General features: G+C 69.9%; 25 protein-coding genes, 1 tRNA gene and 1 pseudogene. 14 read left to right on the top strand and 13 right to left on the bottom strand.

What is annotated here, in order from left to right:
* Positions 1-3: 3 nt before the first annotated feature.
* Positions 4-2,094 carry an alpha-1,4-glucan--maltose-1-phosphate maltosyltransferase gene (locus MCHLDSM_RS29660; RefSeq protein ID WP_048473362.1) on the bottom strand — a complete coding sequence of 697 codons (2,091 nt, stop codon included), beginning with the start codon at positions 2,092-2,094 and terminating at the stop codon, positions 4-6.
* Between the two features lie 197 nt (positions 2,095-2,291).
* Here MCHLDSM_RS29660 and MCHLDSM_RS29655 point away from each other — a divergent pair, with 197 nt between their 5' ends.
* A complete protein-coding gene (locus tag MCHLDSM_RS29655) occupies positions 2,292-4,922 on the top strand; it encodes a glycosyltransferase family 1 protein (protein ID WP_048473361.1) in 2,631 nt (876 codons plus the stop codon).
* Here the strand turns inward: MCHLDSM_RS29655 and MCHLDSM_RS29650 are convergent, their stop codons facing one another.
* The 3 genes from MCHLDSM_RS29650 to MCHLDSM_RS29640 form a co-directional block, all read right to left on the bottom strand.
* On the bottom strand, positions 4,923-6,371 hold the full coding sequence (locus tag MCHLDSM_RS29650; protein ID WP_082169135.1) for a neutral zinc metallopeptidase: 1,449 nt from the start codon (positions 6,369-6,371) through the stop codon (positions 4,923-4,925).
* A gap of 107 nt (positions 6,372-6,478) precedes the next feature.
* On the bottom strand, positions 6,479-8,470 hold the full coding sequence (locus tag MCHLDSM_RS29645) for an ATP-dependent DNA helicase (protein ID WP_048473360.1): 1,992 nt from the start codon (positions 8,468-8,470) through the stop codon (positions 6,479-6,481).
* Between the two features lie 5 nt (positions 8,471-8,475).
* Positions 8,476-9,831, bottom strand: coding sequence for a nicotinate phosphoribosyltransferase (locus MCHLDSM_RS29640; RefSeq protein ID WP_048473359.1), 1,356 nt, complete (start codon positions 9,829-9,831; stop codon positions 8,476-8,478).
* Between the two features lie 53 nt (positions 9,832-9,884).
* On the opposite strand from MCHLDSM_RS29640, the gene clpS reads away from it, so the two are divergent.
* From clpS to rdgB, 11 genes are all read left to right on the top strand, one after another.
* Complete coding sequence (gene clpS, locus MCHLDSM_RS29635; RefSeq protein WP_048416333.1) at positions 9,885-10,187, top strand: ATP-dependent Clp protease adapter ClpS; 303 nt, start codon at positions 9,885-9,887, stop codon at positions 10,185-10,187.
* Between the two features lie 7 nt (positions 10,188-10,194).
* A complete protein-coding gene (gene aosR, locus MCHLDSM_RS29630) occupies positions 10,195-10,776 on the top strand; it encodes an oxidative stress transcriptional regulator AosR (protein WP_048473358.1) in 582 nt (193 codons plus the stop codon).
* Entirely contained in the window at positions 10,776-11,798 is a 1,023-nt protein-coding gene (locus tag MCHLDSM_RS29625) for a P1 family peptidase (protein ID WP_048473357.1), read from the top strand. The genes aosR and MCHLDSM_RS29625 overlap by 1 nt, the downstream gene beginning before the upstream one ends.
* A gap of 16 nt (positions 11,799-11,814) precedes the next feature.
* The gene (locus MCHLDSM_RS29620) at positions 11,815-12,228 is read left to right on the top strand and encodes a M67 family metallopeptidase (protein ID WP_048473356.1); all 414 of its coding nucleotides are present in this window, start codon (positions 11,815-11,817) and stop codon (positions 12,226-12,228) included.
* 19 nt (positions 12,229-12,247) lie between these two features.
* On the top strand, positions 12,248-12,520 hold the full coding sequence (locus MCHLDSM_RS29615; RefSeq protein WP_048473355.1) for a MoaD/ThiS family protein: 273 nt from the start codon (positions 12,248-12,250) through the stop codon (positions 12,518-12,520).
* The gene (locus MCHLDSM_RS29610) at positions 12,520-13,482 is read left to right on the top strand and encodes a PLP-dependent cysteine synthase family protein (protein WP_048416338.1); all 963 of its coding nucleotides are present in this window, start codon (positions 12,520-12,522) and stop codon (positions 13,480-13,482) included. Before MCHLDSM_RS29615 ends, MCHLDSM_RS29610 begins: the two co-directional genes overlap by 1 nt.
* On the top strand, positions 13,473-14,162 hold the full coding sequence (locus MCHLDSM_RS29605; protein WP_048473354.1) for a rhomboid family intramembrane serine protease: 690 nt from the start codon (positions 13,473-13,475) through the stop codon (positions 14,160-14,162). Before MCHLDSM_RS29610 ends, MCHLDSM_RS29605 begins: the two co-directional genes overlap by 10 nt.
* Positions 14,159-14,989 carry a glutamate racemase gene (gene murI / locus MCHLDSM_RS29600; protein WP_048473353.1) on the top strand — a complete coding sequence of 277 codons (831 nt, stop codon included), beginning with the start codon at positions 14,159-14,161 and terminating at the stop codon, positions 14,987-14,989. Before MCHLDSM_RS29605 ends, murI begins: the two co-directional genes overlap by 4 nt.
* Before the next feature lie 58 nt (positions 14,990-15,047).
* The gene (locus MCHLDSM_RS29595; protein ID WP_048473352.1) at positions 15,048-15,821 is read left to right on the top strand and encodes a cyclic nucleotide-degrading phosphodiesterase; all 774 of its coding nucleotides are present in this window, start codon (positions 15,048-15,050) and stop codon (positions 15,819-15,821) included.
* Between the two features lie 103 nt (positions 15,822-15,924).
* Positions 15,925-16,707 carry a ribonuclease PH gene (gene rph / locus MCHLDSM_RS29590; protein WP_048473351.1) on the top strand — a complete coding sequence of 261 codons (783 nt, stop codon included), beginning with the start codon at positions 15,925-15,927 and terminating at the stop codon, positions 16,705-16,707.
* Complete coding sequence (gene rdgB / locus MCHLDSM_RS36720) at positions 16,704-17,312, top strand: RdgB/HAM1 family non-canonical purine NTP pyrophosphatase (protein ID WP_060937604.1); 609 nt, start codon at positions 16,704-16,706, stop codon at positions 17,310-17,312. The genes rph and rdgB overlap by 4 nt, the downstream gene beginning before the upstream one ends.
* 26 nt (positions 17,313-17,338) lie before the next feature.
* Here the strand turns inward: rdgB and MCHLDSM_RS29580 are convergent.
* The 4 genes and pseudogenes from MCHLDSM_RS29580 to MCHLDSM_RS29565 form a co-directional block, all read right to left on the bottom strand.
* Positions 17,339-18,376, bottom strand: a pseudogene (locus MCHLDSM_RS29580) (acyltransferase family protein); the annotation flags it as partial.
* Complete coding sequence (locus MCHLDSM_RS29575; RefSeq protein ID WP_048473348.1) at positions 18,369-18,716, bottom strand: DUF3817 domain-containing protein; 348 nt, start codon at positions 18,714-18,716, stop codon at positions 18,369-18,371. The pseudogene MCHLDSM_RS29580 and the gene MCHLDSM_RS29575, both read right to left, overlap by 8 nt.
* The gene (locus MCHLDSM_RS29570) at positions 18,713-19,096 is read right to left on the bottom strand and encodes a lipoprotein LprD (RefSeq protein WP_048473347.1); all 384 of its coding nucleotides are present in this window, start codon (positions 19,094-19,096) and stop codon (positions 18,713-18,715) included. The genes MCHLDSM_RS29575 and MCHLDSM_RS29570 overlap by 4 nt, the downstream gene beginning before the upstream one ends.
* Entirely contained in the window at positions 19,077-19,862 is a 786-nt protein-coding gene (locus MCHLDSM_RS29565; RefSeq protein ID WP_407661900.1) for a hypothetical protein, read from the bottom strand. Before MCHLDSM_RS29565 ends, MCHLDSM_RS29570 begins: the two co-directional genes overlap by 20 nt.
* A 61-nt stretch (positions 19,863-19,923) precedes the next feature.
* Here MCHLDSM_RS29565 and MCHLDSM_RS29560 point away from each other — a divergent pair.
* Positions 19,924-20,007 (top strand) — tRNA-Leu (locus tag MCHLDSM_RS29560).
* Positions 20,008-20,085: 78 nt separating this feature from the next.
* Here MCHLDSM_RS29560 and MCHLDSM_RS29555 read toward each other — a convergent pair.
* The 4 genes from MCHLDSM_RS29555 to MCHLDSM_RS29540 are packed head-to-tail and all read right to left on the bottom strand — an operon-like array spanning position 20,086 to position 23,224.
* Positions 20,086-20,409, bottom strand: coding sequence for a putative quinol monooxygenase (locus MCHLDSM_RS29555; protein ID WP_048473346.1), 324 nt, complete (start codon positions 20,407-20,409; stop codon positions 20,086-20,088).
* Between the two features lie 16 nt (positions 20,410-20,425).
* Entirely contained in the window at positions 20,426-21,451 is a 1,026-nt protein-coding gene (locus MCHLDSM_RS29550) for an NAD(P)-dependent alcohol dehydrogenase (RefSeq protein ID WP_048473417.1), read from the bottom strand.
* A gap of 10 nt (positions 21,452-21,461) precedes the next feature.
* Positions 21,462-22,190 (bottom strand): iron-sulfur cluster assembly protein, encoded by a 729-nt coding sequence (locus MCHLDSM_RS29545; RefSeq protein ID WP_048473345.1) that lies wholly within the window; start codon positions 22,188-22,190, stop codon positions 21,462-21,464.
* Positions 22,187-23,224, bottom strand: a complete 1,038-nt coding sequence (locus tag MCHLDSM_RS29540; protein ID WP_048473344.1) for an amidohydrolase family protein — start codon at positions 23,222-23,224, stop codon at positions 22,187-22,189. Before MCHLDSM_RS29540 ends, MCHLDSM_RS29545 begins: the two co-directional genes overlap by 4 nt.
* A gap of 155 nt (positions 23,225-23,379) precedes the next feature.
* Here MCHLDSM_RS29540 and MCHLDSM_RS29535 point away from each other — a divergent pair, with 155 nt between their 5' ends.
* Positions 23,380-24,855 carry an AAA-type ATPase lid domain-containing protein gene (locus MCHLDSM_RS29535; protein WP_048473416.1) on the top strand — a complete coding sequence of 492 codons (1,476 nt, stop codon included), beginning with the start codon at positions 23,380-23,382 and terminating at the stop codon, positions 24,853-24,855.
* A 4-nt stretch (positions 24,856-24,859) separates the two neighbouring features.
* Here the strand turns inward: MCHLDSM_RS29535 and MCHLDSM_RS29530 are convergent, their stop codons facing one another.
* Positions 24,860-25,102 (bottom strand): hypothetical protein, encoded by a 243-nt coding sequence (locus MCHLDSM_RS29530; protein WP_048473343.1) that lies wholly within the window; start codon positions 25,100-25,102, stop codon positions 24,860-24,862.
* Positions 25,103-25,278 lie beyond the last annotated feature (176 nt).

The following is a 25,278-nucleotide window of genomic DNA, read 5'->3' as shown; positions in this document are numbered from 1 at the left end:
TCGTCACTCCCTACGCAGTAGGTTCATTCGTTGGTCGGCCGGGATCTGGGGCATGTTGAGCACGTGCGCCACCGCACGGGCGGGTTCCAGGCGCACGTAGTTGCTCTGGCCCCACTGGTATTCCTCTCCGGTGATCTCGTCGCGCACCCAGAAACGCTCTTGCTGGTCCATTCCCACTGCAGCCATGTCCAACCACACCGTGCCCTCTTCGGCCCCGAACGGGTTGAGGGTCACGACGACGAGCACCTGGTCGCCGGAGATCGGATCGAACTTGCTGTAGGCGAGCAGCGCGTCGTTGTCGACGTGGTGGAACGTGATCGTCCGGGTCTGCTGCAGCGCCGGATGCAGCCGTCGGATCTCGTTCAGGCGGGTCAGGAACGGCTCGAGGGATTCGCCGTCGGCCAGGGCGGCGTCGAAGTCGCGCGGACGCAGTTCGTACTTCTCGGAATTCAGGTACTCCTCGCTGCCCTCCCGCACCGCACGGTGTTCGAACAGCTCGAAACCGGAGTACACGCCCCACGTCGGGCTCAGTGTCGCCGCCAGCGCCGCCCGGATCGCGAACATGCCCGGCCCGCCGTGCTGCAGGCTCTCGTGCAGGATGTCGGGGGTGTTGGGCCACAGGCTCTGCCGGGCGTAGTCGGCGTGTTCGGCGATCTGGCGACCGAACTCGGTGATCTCCCACTTGGCGGTCCGCCAGGTGAAGTACGTGTAGGACTGCGTGAACCCGAGCTTGGCGAGCCCGAACAGCCGGGCCGGCCGGGTGAACGCCTCGGCGAGGAAGAGCACGTCCGGATCGGTGTTCTTGGCCTCGCCGATCAGCCAGGCCCAGAAGTTCGGCGGTTTGGTGTGCGGGTTGTCGACCCGAAACACCTTGACTCCGTGCGAAATCCAGAAACGGACGACCCGCAGCACCTCTTCGTACAGCCCGGCCGGGTCGTTGTCGAAGTTGAGCGGATAGATGTCCTGGTACTTCTTCGGCGGATTCTCCGCGTAGGCGATCGTGCCGTCCGGCAGCACGGTGAACCACTCCGGGTGCGCACGTGCCCACGGGTGATCGGGCGCGCACTGCAGCGCCAGGTCGAGGGCGACTTCGAGGCCCTCGTCGCGGGCGGCCGCGACGAAATCGTCGAAGTCCTCGATCGTGCCGAGGTCGGGGTGGACGGCGTCGTGGCCGCCCTCGTCGCTGCCGATCGCCCAGGGCGAGCCGACGTCGTGCGGGCCGGCGGTGACGCTGTTGTTGCGGCCCTTGCGGTGAACCTTGCCGATGGGGTGGATGGGCGGCAGGTAGGCGATGTCGAAGCCCATCCGCGCGATCCGCGGCAGCGCCTTGGTCGCCGTCGCGAACGTTCCGTGCACCGGGTTGCCGGAGCTGTCCCAGCCGCCGGTGGACCGGGGGAAGAATTCGTACCAGGAGCTGAACCGGGCCAGCGGCCGGTCCACCCAGATGCCGTACACCTCACCGCGGGTGATCAGTTCCCGCAGCGGGTACTGGTCGACGAGATCGGTGACCTCCGGGGACAGCGCCGCACCCGCCCGATAGAACGGGTCGCCGGGGGTGCGCAGCCGCTCGGCGGCCTCGATCAGCGGGTAGCGATCCTGGCGGGGGACGCCCGCCGACGCCCGCTCCAGCAGTTTCGCCCCCACCAGCAGGTCGTTGGACAGCTCGCCTTCGCTCTGGCCCGCGTCGAGCTTGGCGATCACGTGGTGGCGCCACGTCGCGATCGGGTCGCTCCAGCCGTCGACGCGGTAGGTCCACAGCCCGACGGTGTCGGGGGAGAACTGGCCGTGGAAGACGTCGGCGGTGCGGCCCGTCGCCATCGGCAGCGTCATCGGCCGGGTCCGCGGGGCCGGGCTCACCACCTCCTGGATCGGCACGGCCTCGGTGGTGCGCACCCGGCCGGCCGGTTCGTCGGCCAGCGCCGGATAGGTGGTTCCGTGGTAGCGGACGACCAGCGTGGCCGCGACCGCGTCGTGGCCCTCCCGCCACACCGTCGCGCTCACCGGAACCACCTCGCCGACCACCGCCTTGGCGGGGAACCGACCTCCGGACACCACGGGCTGGACGTCGTCGATTTCGATCCGACCGGTGGTCACGTGAGAACTCCCTATCGCTTCGCACTCGACAGGCGGCGGCCGCCGCCCGTCGTCGTCGTCGGTCTCGTTCACAACTCGGTTGTGCAACCTCGTCGCGCCTATACCCACCGTAGTGTCGACCTCAACCCACCGGGCGGCATCGGACGTCACCGAAGCGTTGCCCACGGCGCGGCCGCACGGCAGTAAGGTGAGCACGCGTGAAAGCTCTCCGTCGGTTCACCGTCCGCGCCCACCTTCCGCAGCGTCTGGCCGCGCTCGAGCGGCTGTCGATCAATCTGCGGTGGTCATGGGACAAACCGACCCAGGATCTGTTCGAGTCCATCGACCCGGAGCTGTGGAAACTCGTCGACGGGGATCCGGTGGCGATCCTCGGGCAGGTGAGCCCGGCACGACTGGAGGCGCTCGCGGGCGACGATGCGTTCGTCCACCGCCTCGAGGAGCTCGCCGCGGAGCTGGACAACTATCTGACCCGCCCACTGTGGTACCAGCAGCTCGGCGCTGACGGCGGCGATGGCGCCGTGTTGCCCAACGGCATCGCGTACTTCTCGATGGAGTTCGGCGTGGCCGAGGTGCTGCCGAACTACTCGGGCGGCCTGGGCATCCTCGCGGGCGACCACCTGAAGTCGGCGTCGGACCTCGGACTGCCGCTGATCGCGGTCGGCCTGTACTACCGCTCCGGTTACTTCCGGCAGTCCCTGAGCGCCGATGGGTGGCAGCACGAGAACTACCCGTCGCTCGACGCCCAGGGCCTTCCGCTGCGTCTGCTCACCGACGCCTCCGGTGAGGCGGTGCTGATCAGTCTGGCGCTGCCCGACGGTGCGCAACTCTCAGCCCGGATCTGGATCGCCCAGGTGGGCCGAATCCCGTTGCTGCTCTTGGATTCCGACATCCCCGAGAACGATCACGACCTGCGGTCGGTGACCGACCGGCTCTACGGCGGCGACCAGGATCACCGCATCAAGCAGGAGATCCTCGCCGGCATCGGCGGCGTCCGCGCGATCCGCGCCTTCACCGAGATCGAGGGGCTGCCCGCGCCCGAGGTCTTCCACATGAACGAGGGGCACGCCGGCTTCCTGGGCACCGAGCGCATCCGTGAGCTCATCGAGGCCGGTCTCGATTTCGACACCGCGCTGACGGTGGTCCGCTCCTCGACGGTGTTCACCACGCACACGCCGGTGCCCGCCGGTATCGACCGGTTTCCGGTCGAGATGGTGGAACGCTACTTCGGCCCCGATCCCGGTGGCGTGGGATCACGGCTGCTGCCCGGGGTGCCGCTGGAGCGCATCCTCGCGTTCGGCGCCGAGGACGACGCGACGAAGTTCAACATGGCGCACATGGGTCTGCGACTGGCCCAGCGGGCCAACGGGGTGTCGCTGCTGCACGGCCGGGTCAGCCGGGAGATGTTCAACGACCTGTGGCCGGGTTTCGACCCCGCCGAGGTTCCGATCGGCTCGATCACCAACGGCGTGCACGCGCCCACCTGGGCCGCGCCGCAGTGGTTGGAGCTGGGCCGCGAGCTGATCGGCAGTGAGGACCTGAGTTCCCTGCAGGAGCCCGAGACGTGGGAGCGCCTGCACGAGGTCGATCCCGGGCATCTGTGGTGGATCCGCTCGCAGCTGCGCGAGGCGCTGGTGCACGACGTCCGCGACCGGCTGCACCGCTCGTGGCTGGAGCGCGGTGCCGCTGAGGCCGAACTGGGTTGGATCGCAACCGCTTTCGATCCCAACGTGCTGACCATCGGGTTCGCTCGCCGGGTGCCGACGTACAAGCGGTTGACCCTGATGCTGCGTGACCCGGACCGGTTGACCAAGCTGCTGCTCGACAAGGAGCGTCCCCTGCAGCTCATCGTGGCGGGCAAGTCGCATCCCGCCGACGAGGGCGGAAAGGCGCTGATCCAGCAGGTGGTGCGCTTCGCCGACCGCGCCGAGGTCCGGCACCGCATCGCGTTCCTGCCCGACTACGACATGTCGATGGCCCGCACGCTGTATCACGGGTGCGACGTGTGGCTGAACAACCCGCTGCGCCCGCTGGAAGCCTGCGGCACCTCGGGCATGAAGAGCGCGCTCAACGGCGGTCTGAACCTGTCGATCCGCGACGGGTGGTGGGACGAGTGGTTCGACGGCGAGAACGGGTGGGAGATTCCCACCGCCGACGGACTCGCCGACGAGAACCGCCGCGACGACCTGGAGGCCGCCGCGCTCTACGACCTGCTCGAGCGCGCGGTCGTACCGAAGTTCTACGACCGCGACGAACGGGGCGTGCCCACCCGCTGGGTGGAGATGGTGCGCCACACGCTGCAGGTGCTGGGCCCCAAGGTGCTGGCCTCGCGGATGGTCCGCGACTACACGCAGAACTATTACCTGCCCGCGGCACGGGCGCTTCGGCAGTCGATCGAGCCGGGCGCGTCCGGGGACGCCGAGCACGCCATGGCGTTCGGCGCCGCGCGCGAACTGGCGGAGTACCGGCAGCGGGTCGAAAAGGTGTGGCCGCAGATCCGGATCCTCGAGGTCGACAGCTCCGGGCTGCCCGACACTCCGCTGCTGGGCTCGGAGCTGACCCTCACCGCGCGGGTGTGCCTCGAGGGCTTGCGGCCCGACGAGGTGACAGTGCAGGCGGTGCTCGGCCGCGTCGACACCGGCGACGCGCTGGTCGATCCGGTGACGCTGCCGATGACGCACGTCGGTGCCGCCGAGGGCGGGCAGGACGTCTTCACGGCGAGCACGCCGCTGCCCGTCACCGGCCCGGTCGGCTACACCGTCCGGGTGCTGCCGCACCACCGGCTGCTGGCCGGGGACAACGAGTGGGGGCTGGTCGCGCTCGCGGGGTGATCAGGGGAAGCGTTTGAAGCAGCGGTCCGCGTCGCCGAGGACGCCGACGCGGAACGCGTCGATGCGGGAGAACCCCGACGGCACCGATTCACCGTTGACGTCGCTGGCCGCCAGACCGTTGGTCAGCATCCCCGACACCGCCTCGTCGACATCACCTGCCGTCAGCGCGATCGTGTTGCCGTCGGGGGTGGTGACCTGCTTGGACATCTTGACCGTCGCCACCCCGGTCAGGCATGCGGTGCGCAGGGCGGCCTCGGCGTTGTCGAGCGCCACTCCGCCGCGCGCGTGCTGGATCGCCTGCATGTAGCGCGACACCAGCACCGAGTAGGCGACGTTGTCGCCGGTGGCCAGGCCGCCGTTGTCGTCCTGGGCGCCGAGCTGCTGCAGCGCGGGCAGGTCGACGACGATGGTGTTGGTGGCCGGACAGTACGACGCGGGCGGGCTCGGCCGCGCGTCGGCGCAGCTGTCCGCGGCTTCGGCGTCGAAGCTCAAGGCCGGCGGATCCTGAGGCGTGAACAGGATGCCCATCGCGTCGACGATCGAGCGCACCGACTCCTCGTCGATCGCCAGTTCCCCGGTCTGGTCCTCGGGCAGCAGCACCGGCAGGTCGCCGCGGCGCTGACCGATCTCGCGCATGTCGATCCCGGCGCACGCCGCCGGGCCGTCGGTGAAGCCGAACTGGAACGCCGAGATCCGTTCGAACGCCGATCCGTGCTCGTCGAAACCGGCGTCGGGGTCACCCTCCTGCATCACCGGATCGCGGAACGAGATCACGCCGGCCAGCACGTTGTTCAGACCGTCACCGGTACTGAGCGAGAACCGCGGGGAGTTGTCCTCGGCCACCCAGCGCATGTACGCGCCGCCCAGGCAGTCGGCCTGCTGCTCGGCCACCAGTGTCTTGGTGTTGTCATTCGACAACCCGGCCGCCCGTGAGACGGCGTGACCGTATTCGTGGGCCAGCACCATCGCCACGCCGATGTCGCCGTGGGCCCTGCGCAGGCCGGGCAGCAGCTCCCCGCGGTCCCAGCCGATGGTCTTGTCGGTGTAGCAGTACGCGGCGTTGACCAGCCCGTAGGTGTCCTCGTCACAGAACGTGCCGTCGAATTCGTTGGCGTCCCAGGAAATCAGGGCCTTGACCGGGGTGAACCCGTCGTCGAACGTCTCCGGATACGCGGTCTCCCAGTACTGCTCGATGTCGCTGACCGCGCTCGCGGCGAGGTTGTCGATGTCGCCGCCGTCGCCGCCGCCGACGTCGCGGCTCGGGCCCTCGGCGCCCGGCCGCAGTCCGGTCGGACCGTCCGTCGCCGGCAGGCCGGCGACCTTGAACGGGTCGTCGAACACCGATACGGCGTTGCCCTGCAACGTCGTCGAGCACGCCGCGACGATCAGGAGCGAGCACACCCCGATCGTCACGCCGAGTAGCCGCCTGGGACTGATCGACGGACCCATGACGCCGCCTTTCGGGTCATTCCGCGGCCTGGACCGCCGCACATGTGCGCTGTCGACAATAGTGATCCGGCGCCCCCGCTGCCCGGTAGACGCGGAACCTCGACGGTTCAGTGCGGCGCGCACAGGCGCCGCAGTGCGGCGCGGACGGCGTCGCCGTCGGTGGTCGCCCAGAACGGCGGCAGCGAGGACCGGAGGAACCCGCTGTAGCGGGCCGTCGCCATCCGCGAGTCCAGCACCGCCACCACCCCGCGGTCGTCGACGCGGCGCAGCAGCCTGCCGGTGCCCTGGGCCAGGAGCAGGGCGGCGTGACTGGCCGCGACCGCCATGAAGCCGTTGCCGCCCCGCGCGGCGATCGCCCGCTGCCGCGCGGTCAGCAACGGGTCGTCGGGCCGGGGAAACGGGATCCGGTCGATCAGCACCAGCGACAGGGAGGGGCCGGGCACGTCGACGCCCTGCCACAGGGACAGGGTGCCGAACAGCGACGTCGCCTCGTCCTCGGCGAAGCGCGCCACCAGCGCGGCGGTGTTGTCGTCGCCCTGGCACAGCACGGGCGTGTCGAGCCGCTCGCGCATGATCTCGGCGGTGGCCTTGGCCGCGCGCATCGAGGAGAACAGGCCCAGCGTGCGACCCCCGGCCGCGGTGATCAGCGCGGCGATCTCGTCGAGCTGCTCGGCCGACCCGGTGCCGTCGCGCCCGGGTGGGGGCAGATGTGCGGCGACGTAGAGGATGGCCGCGCGGGCGTGGTCGAACGGGGAGCCGACGTCCAGGCCGCGCCAGCGGAGAGTCGCGTCGGGGTCGCCGGTGAGCCCCCAGGCCGACGCCATCGCGTCGAAGTCGCCTCCGACGGTCAGCGTCGCCGAGGTCAGCACCGCGGTGGTGTGGCCGAACAGCCGGGTGCGCAGTAGTCCGGCCACCGATAGCGGCGCGACCCGTAACACGGTGCGGGTGCCGGAGCGGCCGTCGTCGATGTGTTCCAACCAGACGACGTCGGTGCGGTCGGGGATGGCGGGGACGAACGACGCCAGGATCCGGGCCGCGGTGTCGGCGACGTCGCCGAGCGCCGTCGCCGCCTCCGCCCGCGCCGAGGCCGTCTTCGGATCGCTCGGCGCCGTGTCGACCGCGGTGCGGGCCCGGCCGGCGCTGTCGCGCAGCACGCTCAGGTAGCTGCCCAGCTCCTCGTCGAGCACGTCGATGCGGCCCGGCTGCGCGTCGAAGATCGCCGAGGTGAACGTCGCCGAGGCCGCCTCGAAGCGCTGCGCGAGCTCGGCGTCGACCACGCGGGCCGCGCGGCGCTGCGCGACGCCCAGCGACGTGGCGGACAGTTCCGCGGTCGCCACCCCGGTCACCCGGTCGACCAGCTCGTGGGCCTCGTCGACGATCAACAGGTCGTGTTCGGGCAGCACGTTGGCCTCGCCGATGGCGTCGATGGCCAGCAGAGCGTGATTGGTCACCACCACGTCGGCGCCGGCGGCGCGGTCGCGTGCCCGTTCGGCGAAGCAGTCGGTGCCGAACGGGCAGCGCGAGACGCCGATGCACTCGCGTGCCGAGACGCTGACCTGCGACCAGGACCGGTCGGGCACGCCGGGGACCAGCTCGTCGCGGTCGCCGGTCTGCGTGTCCGACGACCACTCGGTGAGGCGGGCGACGTCGCGGCCCAGCGCGCTTGAGGCGGCGGGCGAGAAGAGCCGCTCCTGCGGTCCGTCGTCGGCCGGCTCGGCGGCTCCGTTGTGAATCTTGTTCAGGCACAGATAGTTTCCGCGGCCCTTGAGCAGAGCGAAGGTGGGCTTACGGGAAAGGTGCGGGGTGAGCGAGTCGGCCAGCCGCGGCAGGTCGCGATCGACGAGCTGACGTTGCAGCGCGATGGTGGCCGTCGACACGACGACCGGCCGCCCGTCGGCCACCGCCTGGGCGATCGCCGGGACCAGATAGGCCAGCGACTTACCGGTGCCCGTCCCGGCCTGCACGGCCAGGTGCTCGCCGCTGGCGAATGCCGCCGCGACGGCCTCGGCCATCGCGACCTGGCCGGCGCGGCCGGTGCCGCCGAGGGCGGCGACTGCGGTGGCGAGCAGATCGGCGACCTCGCCCGCCCGGGTGCCCATCCGGCCTACCGCCCGCGGCGCGGAGCGATCATCCGGGTCGGCACCGCGGGATCGCCCTTCGAGAGCTTGAGGCCGTCCCACGGCAGGCTGCGCAGACCCTGTTGGACACGCTCGCGGGCGGCGTCGAGGCCGAGGTCGGCGACGGGCCGGCCGTCGCGCATCAGCGGGACGGTCACGGGGCGACCGACGAGGTCCGGCGCGCTCTCGGGCGGGTGGCCGGCGGGGTGGACGATCTCCTCGACGATGGTGCCCGATTCCTTGGCGAGCCGGACCGCCTGCTTGCGGCCCCCGTGCGACTCCTTGTGGCTGCTGCGCTTCTCCACCGGCAGGCCGTCCACCTCGACCAGCTTGTAGACCATGCTCGCGGTCGGCGCGCCCGACCCGGTGACCACGGAGGTCCCGACGCCGTACAGGTCGACCGGTTCGGCGCGCAGCGCCGCGATCGCGAACTCGTCGAGATCGCCGGACACCACGATCTTGGTCCCGGTGGCGCCCAGGCCGTCGAGCTGCTCGCGGACCTGCCGGGCCAGCACGCCGAGGTCACCCGAGTCGATCCGCACCGCCCCGAGGCCCGGGCCGGCGACCTCGATCGCATTGGCCACCCCGGCGGTGATGTCGTAGGTGTCGACCAGCAGCGTGGTGTCGACCCCGAGCGCGTCCACCTGGGCCCGGAACGCCGCCTTCTCGCCGTCGCCGGCGCTCTGACCGGCGTCGGTGTGCAGCAACGTGAACGCATGCGCGCTGGTGCCGAGCGCGGGAACGCCGTGGCGGCGCTCGGCCTCGAGATTCGACGAGCCGGTGAAGCCGGCGAGGTAGGCCGCCCGCGACGCGGCGACGGCGGCGTACTCGTGGGTTCTGCGCGAGCCCATCTCGATCAGCGGACGGCCCTCGGCGGCGCTGACCATGCGGGCCGCCGCGGAGGCGATCGCGGTGTCGTGGTTGAAGATCGACAGCGCCAGCGTTTCGAGCACCACGCACTGACCGAACGTGCCGTGCACCGAGAGCACCGGGGACCCCGGGAAGTACAACTCGCCCTCCGGGTAGCCGTCGATGTCGCCGGTGAACCGGTAGTCGGCGAGATAGGCCAGCGTGTCGTCGTCGAGGAAATCCGCGAGCGCGGCGAGCTCGTCGCTGCCGAACCTGAAGTCCGGCAACGCTTCCACCAGGCGCCCGGTGCCCCCGGTCACGCCGTAGCGCCTGCCGTCGGGCAGGCGGCGGGCGAACACCTCGAAGGTGGTCTGCCGGTGGGCGGTGCCGTCCTTGAGCGCCGCGGCGAGCATCGTCAGTTCGTACTTGTCGGTCAGCAGCGCCACCGAAGCGAGGGGCGGAGCGTCGGCCGGGCCCGGGAGCGGCGAAGTCACGGCCCAACCGTATCGGTTCGGGGCCCGTGCGTGACCCCGGTATTCTTGCCGGCATGGTGACGCCGGCGAAGGCACGACCGGAGACCCGCGAAGAACGCGACGTGGACTCCGACGTCGCGGCCGACACCCCCTGGATCACCATCGTCTGGGACGACCCGGTGAACCTGATGACCTACGTGACCTACGTCTTCCAGAAGCTCTTCGGATACAGCGAGCCGCACGCCACCAAGCTGATGTTGCAGGTGCACAACGAGGGCAAGGCAGTGGTCTCGGCCGGCAGCCGGGAGTCGATGGAAGTCGACGTGTCCAAGCTCCATGCCGCAGGGCTGTGGGCGACGCTGCAGCAGGACCGCTGAATTCGCTGTGCGTAAATGGAAGCGGGTCGAAGGCGGCGACGGCCCCCGGTTCCGGTCGGCGCTGGCCGCCCACGAGGCCGATCTGCTCTCCAGCCTGGTGTCGTCCCTGCTGGGCATGCTCGACGATCGCGAATCGTCGGCCCCCGTCGACGAACTCGCTGAGATCACCGGTATCCGTATCGGCAATTCGGTTCCGCCACAAGACGACACGATGAAGCGGCTGCTGCCGGACTTCTACCGGCCTGCCACCGATCATCCCGCGGGTTCGGGTCCGGCCGAAAGCCTGAACAGCGCGCTGCGCAGCCTGCACGAACCCGAGATCATCGATGCCAAACGCACCGCGGCGCAACGCCTGCTGGCGACGGTGCCGCCGGGCGGGGGCAAGTTCGAGCTGTCCGAAGACGATGCGCAGGCGTGGGTGTCGGCCGTCAACGACGTGCGCCTCGCGCTGGGCACGATGCTCGAGATCGGGCCCGACGGACCCGACCGCTTGCCGCACGAGCACCCGATGGCCGGTCACCTCGACGTGTACCAGTGGCTGACGGTGCTGCAGGAGTACCTGGTGGTCAGCCTGATGGGCGGGCGCTGATGCCCGGCGCCATCACCGACGTCGGCGGCATCCGGGTCGGTCACCACCACGTGCTCGACCCCGACGCGGCGCTGGGCTCCGGCTGGGCCACCGGGACGACGGTGGTGCTCACCCCGCCGGGCACCGTCGGCGCCGTCGACGGCCGTGGCGGCGCGCCCGGCACCCGCGAGACCGACCTGCTCGACCCCGGCAACTCCGTGCGCCACGTCGATGCCGTCGTGCTCACCGGCGGCAGCGCGTTCGGGCTGGCCGCGGCGGACGGCGTGATGACCTGGCTCGAGGAGCAGGAGCGTGGCGTGGCGATGGACGGCGGCGTGGTGCCGATCGTGCCCGCCGCGGTCATCTTCGACCTGCCGGTCGGCGGCTGGCAGTGCCGGCCGACCGCCGACTTCGGGTACCGCGCGGCCGCCGCCGCGGGCAGCGACACCGGGATCGGCACCGTCGGCGCCGGCGTCGGGGCGCGGGCCGGGGTGCTCAAGGGCGGGGTGGGCACCGCCTCGGTGACCCTCGACATCGGCGTCACCGTCGGCGCCCTCGTCGTCGTCAACTCGGCCGGCGACGTCGTCGACCCCGGCACCGGGCTGCCCTGGCTGGCCCACCACATCGAGGACTTCGGCCTGGTCGCCCCGCCCGCCGACCAGGTGGCCGCCTACGCCGACCGGCACAGCGAGTTCGGGCCGCTCAACACGACGATCGCCGTCGTCGCGACCGACGCCGCGCTGAGCAAGGCGGCCTGTCGCCGGGTGGCGGTGGCCGCCCAGGACGGGCTGGCCCGCACGATCCGGCCCTGCCACACGCCGCTGGACGGTGACACGGTGTTCGCGCTGGCCACCGGCGCGGTCGAGGTGGATCCCGACCCGACCCTCCCGGCGTCCATGTCGCCGGAGGTGCCGTTGATGACGGCCGTCGGGGCGGCGGCCGCCGATGTCCTGGCCGGCGCGGTGCTCGTCGCGATGCTGGCCGCCGAGCCGGTCGCCGGAATACCGACATACCGTGGCCTGTTGCCGGGAGCGTTCGAGTGAAAGGAAACCGACGCCGGTGCTGACGATTCGTGCTGACCTCGTGGAGGCGATGGTCAGCCATGCCCGGGCGGATCACCCCGACGAGGCGTGCGGCATCATCGCCGGGCCCGAGGGGTCCGACCGCCCCGAGCGGTTCATCGCGATGGTCAACGCCGAGCGGTCGCCGACGTTCTACCGGTTCGACTCGGGCGAGCAGCTGAAGGTCTGGCGCGCCCTGGACGCGGCCGACGAGGCGCCGATCGTCATCTACCACTCGCACACTGCGACCGAGGCCTACCCGAGCCGCACCGACATCTCGTATGCCTCCGAGCCGGACGCCCACTACGTCCTGGTGTCGACCCGCGACCCCGAGACCCACGAGCTGCGCAGCTACCGCATCGTGGACGGCGTCGTCACCGAAGAACCCGTCACCGTCGTCGATCAGTACTGAGAAGAAGAGGAGTCTGCCCATGGCCGTTGAGGTGTCGATCCCGACGATCCTGCGCACCCACACCGGCGGCGAGAAGCGCGTGTCCGCCTCCGGCGCCACGCTGCAGGCCGTGATCGCCGATCTGGAGGCGAACTACTCGGGGATCTCCGAGCGCCTCGTCGATAACGGCAAGCTGCACCGCTTCGTCAACATCTACGTCAACGACGAGGACGTGCGGTTCTCCGGCGGTCTGGACACCGCGATCTCCGACGGGGACTCGGTGACGATCCTGCCCGCCGTGGCGGGAGGCTGATGACCCGATACGACTCGCTTCTGGACGCTCTCGGCGGCACCCCGCTGGTGGGTCTGCAGCGGCTCTCGCCGGCCTGGGATGGCGACCCGCACGTGCGGCTGTGGGCCAAGCTCGAGGACCGCAACCCGACCGGCTCGATCAAGGACCGGCCGGCGCTGCGGATGATCGAGGAGGCCGAGCGCGAGGGCCGCCTCCATCCGGGTACCACGATCCTGGAACCGACCAGCGGCAACACCGGCATCTCGCTGGCGATGGCGGCCCTGCTCAAGGGCTACCAGATGGTCTGCGTGATGCCGGAGAACACCTCGATCGAGCGCCGCCAGCTGCTCGAGCTCTACGGGGCGCGGATCATCTACTCGCCGGCCGAGGGCGGTTCCAACACGGCCGTCGCACACGCCAAAGAGCTTGCCGCGCAGAATCCTTCGTGGGTGATGCTCTACCAGTACGGCAACCCGGCCAACGCTGCCGCGCACTACGAGGGCACCGGACCCGAACTGCTCGCCGATCTGCCCGAGATCACGCACTTCGTCGCGGGCCTGGGCACCACCGGGACGCTGATGGGGACCGGACGGTTCCTGCGCGAGCATGTGCCCGGCGTGCAGATCGTCGCCGCCGAACCCCGGTACGGCGAAGGGGTGTACGCGCTGCGCAACATCGACGAGGGCTTCATCCCGGAGCTGTACGACCCGGACGTGCTGACCACCCGCTTCGCGGTGGGGTCCTTCGACGCGGTGCGGCGCACGCGCGAGCTGGTCCAGGCCGAGGGCATCTTCGCCGGCATCTCGACCGGGGCCATCCTGCACGCGGCGCTCGGCATGGCCGCCAAGGCGGTCAAGGCCGGTGAGCGCGCCGACATCGCGTTCACGGTCTGCGACGCCGGCTGGAAGTATCTGTCGACCGGCGCGTACGCCGGTAGCCTGGACGACGCGGAAGACGCACTGGAAGGGCAGCTATGGGCATGACGGGCGCCGGTGGGTATCCCGCCCCGGCCACGGGGCCGCGCAAGCGCCCCGCATGGGTCATCGGCGGGGCCACCATCGTGTCGTTCGTCGTATTGCTCTGGGTGGTCGAGCTTTTCGACTCGATGAGCGGACACCGCTTGGACCAGAACGGTATTCGCCCGCTCGAAACCGACGGCCTGGCCGGCATCCTGTTCGCGCCGCTGCTGCATTCGAACTGGGAACACCTGATCGCCAACACCGTTCCCGCACTCGTGCTCGGCTTCCTGATGACCCTGGCGGGGCTGTCGAGGTTCCTGTTCGCCACCGCGATCATCTGGGTCCTGGGCGGGCTGGGCACCTGGCTGATCGGCAACGTCGGCGCGCAGTGCCCGTATGTCGGGGTGCGGTGCGAGACCAACCACATCGGGGCCTCCGGCCTGATCTTCGGGTGGCTGACCTTCCTGATCGTCTTCGGGTTCTTCACCCGCAAGGTGTGGGAGATCGTCGTCGGCGTCGTCGTGCTGTTCGTGTACGGCAGCGTGCTGCTCGGCGTCCTTCCGGGCACGTTCGGGGTGTCGTGGCAGGGGCATCTGTGCGGCGCGGCAGCCGGTCTGCTCGCGGCGTATCTGCTCTCCGGGCCGGAACGCCGGGCCCGGGCGTCCGGCAGACGCACCACGGCCCCGCCGTACCTGCCCCGATGAGCGCCCACCTGCCCATCGGGATCTTCGATTCCGGCGTCGGCGGCCTCACCGTCGCCCGGGCCGTCATCGACCAGCTGCCCGACGAGGAGATCATCTACGTCGGCGACACCGGTAACGGGCCGTACGGGCCGCTGACCGTTCCGGAGATCCGCGCGCACGCGCTGGCCATCGGCGATGATCTCGCCGACCGCGGCATCAAGGCCTTGGTGATCGCGTGCAACACGGCGTCGTCGGCCTGCTTGCGGGATGCGCGCGAGCGGTATGCGCCGATTCCCGTCGTCGAGGTCATCCTGCCCGCGGTGCGCCGTGCGGTCAGCACGACCCGCAGCGGCCGGGTCGGCGTGATCGGGACCGAGGCGACGATCGCCTCCGGGGCCTACCAGGACGCTTTCGCCGCCGCGCGCGACCTGGAGGTGTTCGCGGTCGCGTGCCCCCGCTTCGTCGACTTCGTGGAGCGGGGCGTGACCAGCGGGCGGCAGGTGCTGGGGCTGGCCGAGGGCTACCTGGAGCCGCTGCAGCGTGCCGAGGTCGACACGCTGGTGCTCGGGTGCACGCACTATCCGATGCTGTCCGGGCTGATCCAGTTGGCGATGGGCGACGACGTCACGCTGGTGTCCAGTGCCGAGGAGACAGCAAAGGACCTGTTGCGGGTGCTGACGGAACGCGACCTGCTGCGCGCGCACCCCGGCGACGACGCACCCGCACCGCGCCGGGTGTTCGAGGCCACCGGCGATCCGGAGGCCTTCACCCGGCTGGCGGCACGTTTCCTCGGACCTTCTCTGGACGGGGTCCGGCCGGTGCAGCGTCACGCCGGAACGCGAACATGACGTTGGTCGCGCAAAGCGGCCATGTTTTCGCCATCGCGATCACGGGCATGGCAAGCTAGTGAGCGTGCGAATCACCGTACTGGGGTGCTCCGGCAGTGTGGTCGGACCCGATTCGCCCGCGTCCGGCTACCTGGTCACCGCACCCGATACGCCACCGCTGGTGCTCGACTTCGGCGGTGGGGTTCTCGGCGCGCTGCAGCGCTTCGCCGACCCCAACTCGGTGCACGTGCTGTTGTCGCATCTGCACGCCGATCACTGCCTCGATCTGCCCGGCCTGTTCGTCTGGCGGCGCTACCACCCGAGCCCCGCGCAGGAGCGCGGTCTGGTGTACGGACCCGCGAACACCTGGGCGCGCCTCGGCGCCGCGTCCTCGCCCGAGGGCGGCGAGATCGACGACTTCAGCGACATCTTCGACATCCGGCACTGGGTGGACAACCAGCCTGTCGAGATCGGGGCGCTGACCATCGTGCCGCGGCTGGTGTGCCACCCCACCGAGTCCTACGGCATGCGCATCTCCGACCCGTCGGGCGCCACGCTCGTCTACAGCGGCGACACCGGTTATTGCGACGCGCTCATCGACCTGGCCCGCGACGCCGACGTGTTCCTGTGCGAGGCGTCCTGGACTCACGATCCTGCGCGTCCGCCGCGCCTGCACCTGTCGGGCACCGAGGCCGGGCGCGCGGCCGCCCGCGCCGGTGTCGGGGAGCTCCTGTTGACCCACATCCCGCCGTGGACGTCGCGCGAGGACGTCATCAGCGAGGCCAAGGCCGAGTTCGACGGGCCCGTGCACGCGGTGGTGTCCAACGAGGCGTTCGACGTCACCCACGCCTGACTCTCCCTTTTCGCCCAACCCGACATTCGGGCGCGGATGTGCGAGACGCGTCCGCCCTTGCGTCGATCTCGGCGCTGTCATGGCGACCGGTTAGGGTTGGCGCGTGTCCAGACGAGAAGACGGCCGGCTCGACGACGAACTCCGACCGGTCACCATCACCCGGGGCTTCACCACTCATCCCGCGGGATCGGTGCTGGTCCAGTTCGGCGAAACGCGGGTGATGTGCGCCGCGAGCGTCACCGAAGGGGTGCCGCGCTGGCGCAAGGGCTCGGGCCAGGGCTGGCTGACCGCGGAGTACGCGATGCTGCCCGCCGCGACGCACGAACGGTCCGACCGGGAATCGGTCAAGGGCCGGGTCGGCGGCCGCACCCAGGAGATCAGTCGACTGGTCGGCCGCTCGTTGCGCGCCTGCATCGACCTCGCCGCGCTGGGCGAGAACACCATCGCGATCGACTGTGATGTCCTGCAGGCCGACGGCGGTACCCGCACCGCAGCCATCACCGGTGCCTACGTCGCGCTGGCCGACGCGGTCACCTATCTGGCGGCCGCGGGCAAGCTCAAGGATCCGCGTCCGCTGTCGTGCGCCATCGCCGCGGTCAGCGTCGGTGTGGTCGACGGCCGCATCCGCGTCGACCTGCCCTACACCGAGGACTCGCGCGCCGAGGTCGACATGAACGTCGTCGCCACCGACACCGGCACGCTCGTCGAGATCCAGGGCACCGGCGAGGGCGCCACGTTCCCGCGCTCGACGCTGGACAAGATGCTCGACGCCGCGATGGCCGCCTGCGATCAACTCTTCGAGATCCAGCGTGCCGCGCTCGAGCTCCCGTATCCCGGCGTGCTGCCGGAGTCCGGGGAGCCGGCCAAGAAGGTGTTCGGCAGCTGAGCCGGTTACTGGTTGCCACACGCAACCTCAAGAAGCTGGCCGAGCTGCACCGCGTGCTCGACGCCGCCGGGGTGTCCGGGGTGACGCTGCTGTCGCTGGCCGATGTGCCGCCGTTCGACGAGGCACCCGAGACGGGTGCGACGTTCGAGGCGAACGCCCTGGCCAAGGCGCGCGACGCGTACAGCGCCACCGGGCTGCCCGCAGTCGCCGACGATTCCGGGCTGGAGGTCGACGCGCTCAACGGCATGCCGGGGGTGCTCAGCGCACGCTGGTCGGGCCGGCACGGCGACGATGACGCGAACACCGCACTGCTGCTCGGTCAGCTCGGCGACGTCCCCGACGAACGGCGCGGCGCGGCATTCGTCTCCGCCTGCGCCCTGGTGCACGGGCCCACGGACGCCGACGCCGTCGTGGTGCGGGGGGAGTGGACGGGCACCATCGTGCGGGCGCCGCGCGGCGACGGCGGCTTCGGCTACGACCCGGTGTTTCTGCCCGCGGGCTCGGAGCGGACGGCGGCCGAACTCAGTCCCGAGGAGAAGGACGCGGCCTCGCACCGGGGCAGGGCGCTCGCCGCGCTGCTGCCCTCGCTGCGTGCTCTGTTCTGAGGTGCCGTGACCCGGTGCAGCAGCCAGGCCGCAGGCACGGTCAGCGCCAGGGTGGCCGCGATCAGCCCGGGCATCGAACCTGTGAACAGCGGCCAGCGCAGCACCAGATGCATCGTCAGCGCCATCGCCACCACGTGCAGCAGGAAGATCTCGTAGGAGATCTCACCCAGCCACACCACGGGCCGGCTCGCTAGCACGCGGGTGTAGGAGTCGCGGGTGCCCAGCGCCGCGGGCGCGACCACGAGCGTCGCGATCACCGCGTACAGCGTCGCCTTCACCGCAGGCACCCACCACGGGCCCGGGCCGAGGATCGCGCCGCCGAGCGACGTGGACACCACGAGATACAGCACACCCGCCAGCGGCACCGCGACCACCGCCGGGCAGCGCACCCGGAGTGTCTGCAGCACGGCCAGCGCCATGCCGCCGGCGAACCAGGCGAGGTGGCCGGGCAGCCACATGCCCGCGGAGTTCGGCAGCACGTCGGTGGTCTCGGCTGTGACCAGCCATGCCGGTGTCACCGCGGCGAGCGCCGCGAGCCCGACCAGGACGCGTGTCGGCCGCCACCGCCCACGCAGCAGCGCGAAGGCCAGCGCGGGCAGCGCGAGGTAGAACGACACCTCGACGGCCATGCTCCACATCTGGGACAGCCCGGGGTGCAGCAGTGTGCCGAGGTAGTCGTCGCTGTAGATCTGCGTGAACGTCAGGTACCGCAGCAGGCCGTACAGCGACTGGCCGGGATTCGGGCCGGGGGTGAACACGGTGTAGATCTCGAACACCGCGACGACGGTCACCACGTAGGCGGGCAGGATGCGGCGCACCCGGCGCCGGCTGTATCGCCGGACGGACGGGGCCGGGGCTCCGTCGGCGGCGGCGCGCACCCAGGGGCGGAAGAGCAGGTAACCGGAGAGCACGAAGAACAGGGCCACACCGATGTCGAGCCGGGCGGTCAGCGCGCCGACGTAGCCGTGGGTGATCAGGCCGGTCGCGAACGCCGCGTGGGTGCCCACGACGGCCAGCGCAGCGACCGCCCGCAGACCGGTGAGGGCGGGGTCCCGCTTACTCAATGCCGAACTGGCTCTTGATGTTCTGCGTCTGGAAGTGCTCGACGACGATGCCGACGAGCGGGATGGTGCCGGCCAGCAGCACGCCGACGGTCTTGGCGATGGGCCAGCGGACCTTCACCGCCAGGTTGGCGGTGAACAGCAGGTAGACGAAGTACACCCAGCCGTGCACGACCGCGATCCAGCTGAGCGAGTCGTCAGCGAACGCGTACTTCATCACCATCTCGTAGCAGAGCGCGATCAGCCAGATGCCTGTCGCCCAGGCCATCACCCGGTAGCCGGTCAGGGCTTTGCGGATGGTGTCGACGGGAGTGAGCGGCGCGGGCGATTCGGGTGCGGTCACGTATCGGTTCCTGTCGGTTTCTGGACGTCGCTGTCGGCCTGGGCGAGTTCGGCGAGGTAGGCGTTGTACTCCCGCAGGGTCACGTCGGCCTCGGCGGGCGCGACGTGCGGGCGCTCCGGGAGCAGCCCGGCGGGGATCTCCGTCGGGGTGTCCTGGTGGTGCGGCACGGGTGGGGCGTCCTCGTAGCGGACGAACTTGTAGTACGCGTAGACGCAGAACCCGGCGAACAGCGGCCACTGCAGGGCGTAGCCCAGGTTCTGGAAATCGCCCGAGGTCGATTCGAAACGGGTCCACTGCCACCAGGCCAGCGCGAGGCAGCCGGACGCAGCGGCGATCACCAACAGGATGAGCGCCGGCCTCCTACGCCGCGTAGTGGACACCGTACAACGGTACCGCGCTGTCTTTGGGGCCGACGAACTCATCGAGCATGGCGGTGGCCTCCTTGCGGTAGACGGACACTGTGTGATCGTCAGACCGCCGCCAGGTGATGCCCAACTCGTCGAGGGCGGCCGTGGGGCCGATGATGTCCTCGGACCGATTGCTGAAGTGGTACCTCAGGCTGCGGATGCCGCGATCGTTGGCGACGACGCGACACCCGTCGCTGTGGTGGAGCCCGAGCACGGACTCCTCGGTCTCGCGATCGACGATCGCCTGCTGCCAGGGCTCCACAGCAAGCCGCCTGTGGTGCTTGCGGCCGGGTCCGTGCTGAGGCAACAGGCACGGCCAGTGATTCGAATACAGGCTGACGTCCGCGCAGTTGCCTTTCCGTTTCACCGTAGATGCGAACTGCCCCGGCATCACCTGGTCGATCACTTGGCGGCATCGGTCGATGATGGCGGGGTATTTCGTGTCGCAGGAAATGCGCAGCCGCCACGATCGGCCGGCGCGTGAGATCCAACCGTCGCCCAGGTACATGCCGAGCAGACAGGCATAAGCCGCCTCGGGCAGTGCGTCGAAATCATGCAGCGTCCCGCACGGCGCCCCTGGATTCGCGCGAATCAAGCTCGGTGGCGGTTTCCATCGCCAGTCTCGAACGGTTCCGCGAGGTATCCCCGTGACGCGGGCGATGGCACAGTCGTTGAGCCCTCCTGCGATGAGCAGTCTGACCTGCTCGAACTCATCAACCGATCTGGTCACGACCGCCACCTCCTGAGGCAAAACTAGGCGCAGCGTCTGACACGACGAGATTGGTACGATCTCACGCAATGCGGGCGTGGCGAAATTGGTTTACGCGCGGGCTTTAGGTGCCCGTGTTCGAAAGAACATGTGGGTTCGAGTCCCACCGCCCGCACAGAATCCGCACCGCTGGTGTGCGCCCAGAGCGACGATCCGGCGCGAATCTCGCCCTGGACGCACACCAGGCTCGCCGCTAGCCGACTTTCATCTCTCCCATCTCCGACCAGCCGGTCGCATCGATGGCCTGACTGATGATCAACGGCGTCGACGCCAGCAGCGCCGGGGTCTCGGCGACGAACTTCTTGAAGTGCTCGGCGGTCACGTGCTCCTTGCCCGCGTCGCCGTCCCGGAAGCCCTCGACCAGGACGTACTCCGAGGGGTCCTCGAGGCTGCGGGACCAGTCGAACCACAGGTTGCCCGGCTCGTTGCGGGTGGCCTCGGTGAACTCGGCCATCAGCTGGGGGAAGTTCTCGACGTGCTCGGGCTTCGGGCGGAACTTCACGACGATGAAGATCACTGCGGATCACGTCCTTCTACGGGATGAGGATGGCTCGGCCGCGGACGTTGCCGCTGTCGAGATCGGTGATGGCGGACTGGAAGTCGTCGAGCGCGTACTTCTGGGTGTGCAGGTTGACCGCGCCGCGGGCCGCGAGCGCCATCAGATCGCACAGGTCGTTGTACGAGCCGACCAGGTTGCCGATGAAGTTGATCTCGGCCGAGACGATGTCGATGGTCGGGACGTCGATGTTCTCGCCGTACCCGACCACGTGGTAGTCGCCGGCCCGGCGCAGCATCGCGACCCCCTCGGCGGTGGCACCGCCCTCGCCGACGAAATCGACAACCACCTCGGCGCCGTGCCCGTCGGTCAGGCCCAGCACCCGGTCGATCTGTGAGCCGTCGGCGATCACCCCGTGGTCGGCCCCGATCGCCTCGGCGAGTTTGAGCGCCTCGGGGTTGCGGTCCACGACGATCAACTCCGCCGGAGACAGCGCCTTGAGCACCTGGATCCCGATGTGGCCCAGGCCTCCTGCGCCGATCACCACGGCCCGGTCGCGCGGTCCCAGCCGCTTGGCGGCCTTGGCGGCGGCGTGGTACGCCGTCAGACCGGCATCGGCGAGAGCCGCGACGTCGGCCGGTTCGAGCGCGTCGTCGATGCGGACGACACTGCGCGCCGAGGTCTTCAGGTACTCGGCATAACCGCCGTTGGTGTCGATGCCGGGGAACTGGTTCGCCTCGCAGTGCACGTCGTCACCGGACCGGCAGGCCCGGCACAGGCCGCAGGTGATCAGCGGGTGGACGATGACCTTGTCGCCCTCGGCGACGTTGGTGACCGCCGACCCGATCGCGGCCACCCAGCCGGCGTTCTCGTGGCCGATCGTGTACGGCAGTTGCACCTGCGACTTCTCGGCCCACTGCCCCTCGAGGATGTGCAGGTCCGTGCGGCACACCCCCGCCCCGCCGATCTTGACGACTACGTCGAACGGTCCGGACGGGGTGGGCACCGGTACTTCGGTCATCTCCAGGTTCTGGTGGTAACCGACGACCTGGACGGCGCGCATGGTGGACATGTCAGTGGGCTCCTTGGAGATTGGGCATCAGGGTGGACAGGGGGATGAACGTCGCGGGTTCGCCGCCGTACCGGGTGCGCAGCAGGCCACGGCAGAAGTGCGCGTTGCCGTCGATGGAGATCCGTGTCGAGCGGGCGCGCCGCAGCGCCATCGGCACGTCGTCGTAAGGTGCACCGGTTTCGTCGACCAGTACCAAATCTCCTGCCCGCGTGGACAATCCGAGTGCCGCCCGACGGTGCAGCAGCGCCTCGGTGTCGGCGCCGGCGGGCAGATCGCCGATCCGCACCGATCCCATCGACTCCTCGGTGCGCGACGGATCGGCGCGTAGCAGGGAGGTCAGGCACCGTTCCATCGCGGCGGTGTGCGCCTTGCGTTTGAACGTCATCCGCAGGTCGTCGAGCGAGTCCTCGGCCTCGTGGCCGAAGGTGCCCCGGTAGCCGGCATCGGCCGCCAGGCCCGCGTTGATGATGTGCGAATCGTGGTGGTCGTCGAGCTCGACCACCACCTGGCGCGTCCAATCCAGCCCGTTCAGAACATCTTTGGCGTCCGAGGCCATCAGGTAGGCGAAGTTCGGCGAACAGAACGACGTCGGCAGTCGCAGATTGAGCTTGACGTTTCCCGACGGCGAGACCACCAGCGAGTGGACGAATCCGAGCGCGGTGATGGGCTCGTCGAGTTCGGGGTCGACGACCGCGGACAGCGCCGTCATCGCCTCGGTGTCGCGTGTCATGCGTTCGCCATTTCGTCGGCTCCGCGCGGGCCGACGGCCGGTTCGTCGGCGTCGGGCAACTGGAGCTCTGCGGGGACCGGGATGTCGTAGAGCTTCGCGGCGTTGAGGCCGAGGATCTTCTTCTTCTGGTCGACACTGATCTGCGGGTACTCGCCGAGGTCGTCGGGAATGTTGAAGTCCACGAAGGACTCGATCAGCCACTTGGGCGTCCACAGCGCGTAGTCCGACGAGAAGAAGATGCGGTCCTCGCCGACCCAGTACAGCAACTCACCCATGATCTGGGCGAAGTACTTCGGCCGGGTGTGGATGAACGGGATCGCGACGGCGAGCCCCGCGTACACGTTGGGCTCCTGGGTGGCGATCCAGCAGAAGTCCTCCAGGCGGGGCAACCCGCAGTGCTCGACGATGAAGTTCAGATCCGTGAAGTCCGAGGCGACGTGATCCACGTCGGCGACGTCGAACGCGTCGCGGTCCAGCGGCCGGATCGTCGGCCCCTTGTGGACGTGGATGTTGCGGATGCCGAGCTCGCGGCAGGCCTCGAAGTACCGGTAGGCCCACGGATCGTCGAGCTTCCAGCCGCGGGATTCCCCGTGCCATTCGGCGGTGTAGAGCTTGACGCCCTTCAGGTCGTATTTCTCGGCGTCGAGGCGCAGCTGATCGAGGCCGACCTCGCCGTTGCGGGGATCGAAGTGATGGTTGTAGGTCAGCTTGTCCGGATGCGCCCTCGCCAGGTCGGAGGCCTGGGCCGTCTGGCCGAAGCCCTTGTAGTAGAACTCGCCGAGGTGGGCCGGCTGGAAGATGGCGTGGTCGACGTAGCCCAGCTCGAACAGGTCGCGCATCAGCCGCTCGCCGCCCTGGTACAGGTAATCCTCGTAGCTCCACACCTCGGACTCGGGGGAGAGGTTGCGGTGGTAGTCGTAGAAGCAGTCGATGAACTGCTTGCCGTGGATGTTGCGCTGGTTCTCGGGGCGCGCGTCCCACAGCGCGATGTGGGCGTCGACGATGAAGTAGCTCGTGCCGTCTTTGGTGTACATGGATCTCCTTCGCGGGGGTGTGAGGGCTGTCACACCACTGCGAGCGAGGCTAGGCCGACCGCGGGCGGGGGAGCAGGGCCGCGGTGTCTCAATCTGAGACGCCCGCCGACCTGCCATGACGGCGAGGACTTGCCACGCTTTGTAACGTGGATCACATGCCCGACGGACTGCCCGACCGGATCGGTGCCCACGGTCTGGAACCCACGGCGGTGCCGGACCGGCTGCTCGCGTCGTGGCAACGCAGTGAGGACTACGGCATCCCCCTGGACGGCGTCGAGCCGGTGTTCACGGGCACGGAGAACCTCGGCTCGTTGTTCTTCGAGTGCGGTAACGAGGTGCTGGCCGACTTGCACCGGACGTTGGCCGACGAGCCGATCAGCCTGATGCTCACCGACGCCGACGGTGTGGTGTTGTCACGGCTGTCCGGTGACCACTCACTGCTGAAGGCCCTCGACGACGTCCACCTCGCGCCCGGGTTCGCCTACTCCGAGCGCGACGTCGGAACCAACGGCCTCGGTCTGGCGCTGGCCGACCGGGCACCGACCCTGGTTCGCGCCGATCAGCACTACGCACTGAGCCTGAACCTGTTCACCTGCGCTGCCGTTCCGGTACTCGACCCGCGGTCGGGGCTCCTCGAAGGCAGCGTCAACCTCACCACCTGGTCACACTCCTCGAGCGATCTGCTGCTCGCGCTCGCCCGGTCGGCGGCCAGCAACACCACCGCGCTGATGCTCGCGCGCAACGCCGGCCGGAGCGCGCGTCCGACGCCCCGCGGCCAGGTCTTCCGGGTGGAGGTCCCGCGGCTGGAGCCCGGATCGGGCACCTTGGGTGCTCTGTCGTCCCAGTGGACCGACGCCGTGGCGTACGCGGCGGACGCGATGGCGGCGGGCAGCATCGTCGCGGCGATCGGTGAACCCGGTGCCGGACGCGCCACCGCGCTGGGCCAGGCGGCACGCCGCGCGCATCCCCGTGACCGGATCCTGTCTGCGGGGGCGCCCGAACCCGACGACGTTCCGACCTGGCTGAGCCTGTGGACTCCTGAGCTGGGAAAGTCACACACCGCGGTGATCGTGCGCGACGTGGACCTGCTTCCCGTGTGGGCGGCGGAGCGGCTGCGCGACCTGATCACCCGCGGCGCCACGACCGGCGCGGCGGTGCCGTTCGCGGTCACTGCGGAACGCTTCGCCGACATCCCGGCGGCTCTCGCTCGCCTCGTCGACACGGTCGTGGAGGTGCCACCGCTGCGTGACCGCCCGAGCGACGTGCTTCCGCTGGCCGCGCACATCGCGCGCCGGGCACGGGGCCGCGACGTCGGCTTCACTCCCGCCGCGGCCCGGGCGCTGCACGGGTTCGGCTGGCCCGGCAACGCCGATCAGCTCAGTTCGGTGGTCAGGCACGCGGTGAGCCGCACCGATCTCGTCGACGTCGGGCATCTGCCCTCGGAGGTGCTGGCAGGAAACACGCGACGACTGTCGCGCATCGAGGCGTTCGAGCGCGGTGAGATCATCCGGGTGCTGGCCTTCGGCACCCCGACGATGGCCGATGCGGCTCGTGAACTCGGGATGAGCCGCGCGACGCTCTACCGCAAGATCGCGCAGTACGACATCGACGTCGCGCGCCTGCACGGCTGACCCGTCAGGCGGAGACCTCGACAGCAGCCGGCTCGTGGGCCTGAGCGATGAAGCAGAAGATGCTCGAGGCGAAGCTGACCAGCGCGACCGCGCCGGCGAGAACCGCGAGGAGCGACTCGGACAGTCCCCAGCTCGCGAGCGCGAAAGCCACCGCGATGATCGCGGTGACGAGGAGGAAGAGCCCCGTCGTCGCGACGGCCTCGTTGAACGGATCATCTGCGTGGGCGTTGCTGGCCGTCTCGGCCATGGTGTTCCTCCTCGAGCTGCCGACCTACCGGCGGGTTGTCGGGAAGTTACCCCCTCGTCAATCGTGGAAAACCTCCGACGGCGTGACCATGGTCACCGCGACCATCGGTGGTTGCGCCGCGCACGGTCCGCCCCGGCGAGGCGGCGCTTCTGCGACCATGGACGGCATGATCCGTC

Origin of the sequence: Mycolicibacterium chlorophenolicum, assembly GCF_001044235.1 — a bacterium.
GTDB classification, from domain to species: Bacteria; Actinomycetota; Actinomycetes; order Mycobacteriales; family Mycobacteriaceae; genus Mycobacterium; species Mycobacterium chlorophenolicum.
Note: the sequence above shows the minus strand (reverse complement) of the source record. Positions and strands in the feature narration are given on the sequence as shown.

What these genes read in the sequence shown, in the direction of transcription:
- MCHLDSM_RS29550 (WP_048473417.1), bottom strand. Translation starts at nt 21,451, where the DNA reads ATGCGCGCCGTCCAGGTCGTCGGTTACCACCAGAACCTGGAGATGACC.
- MCHLDSM_RS29540 (WP_048473344.1), bottom strand. Translation starts at nt 23,224, where the DNA reads ATGTACACCAAAGACGGCACGAGCTACTTCATCGTCGACGCCCACATC.
- MCHLDSM_RS29625 (WP_048473357.1), top strand. Translation starts at nt 10,776, where the DNA reads ATGCCCGGCGCCATCACCGACGTCGGCGGCATCCGGGTCGGTCACCAC.
- MCHLDSM_RS29605 (WP_048473354.1), top strand. Translation starts at nt 13,473, where the DNA reads ATGGGCATGACGGGCGCCGGTGGGTATCCCGCCCCGGCCACGGGGCCG.
- clpS (WP_048416333.1), top strand. Translation starts at nt 9,885, where the DNA reads ATGGTGACGCCGGCGAAGGCACGACCGGAGACCCGCGAAGAACGCGAC.
- MCHLDSM_RS29645 (WP_048473360.1), bottom strand. Translation starts at nt 8,470, where the DNA reads ATGGGCACCCGGGCGGGCGAGGTCGCCGATCTGCTCGCCACCGCAGTC.
- MCHLDSM_RS29535 (WP_048473416.1), top strand. Translation starts at nt 23,380, where the DNA reads ATGCCCGACGGACTGCCCGACCGGATCGGTGCCCACGGTCTGGAACCC.
- murI (WP_048473353.1), top strand. Translation starts at nt 14,159, where the DNA reads ATGAGCGCCCACCTGCCCATCGGGATCTTCGATTCCGGCGTCGGCGGC.
- MCHLDSM_RS29650 (WP_082169135.1), bottom strand. Translation starts at nt 6,371, where the DNA reads ATGGGTCCGTCGATCAGTCCCAGGCGGCTACTCGGCGTGACGATCGGG.
- MCHLDSM_RS29615 (WP_048473355.1), top strand. Translation starts at nt 12,248, where the DNA reads ATGGCCGTTGAGGTGTCGATCCCGACGATCCTGCGCACCCACACCGGC.
- MCHLDSM_RS29610 (WP_048416338.1), top strand. Translation starts at nt 12,520, where the DNA reads ATGACCCGATACGACTCGCTTCTGGACGCTCTCGGCGGCACCCCGCTG.
- MCHLDSM_RS29545 (WP_048473345.1), bottom strand. Translation starts at nt 22,190, where the DNA reads ATGACACGCGACACCGAGGCGATGACGGCGCTGTCCGCGGTCGTCGAC.
- MCHLDSM_RS29530 (WP_048473343.1), bottom strand. Translation starts at nt 25,102, where the DNA reads ATGGCCGAGACGGCCAGCAACGCCCACGCAGATGATCCGTTCAACGAG.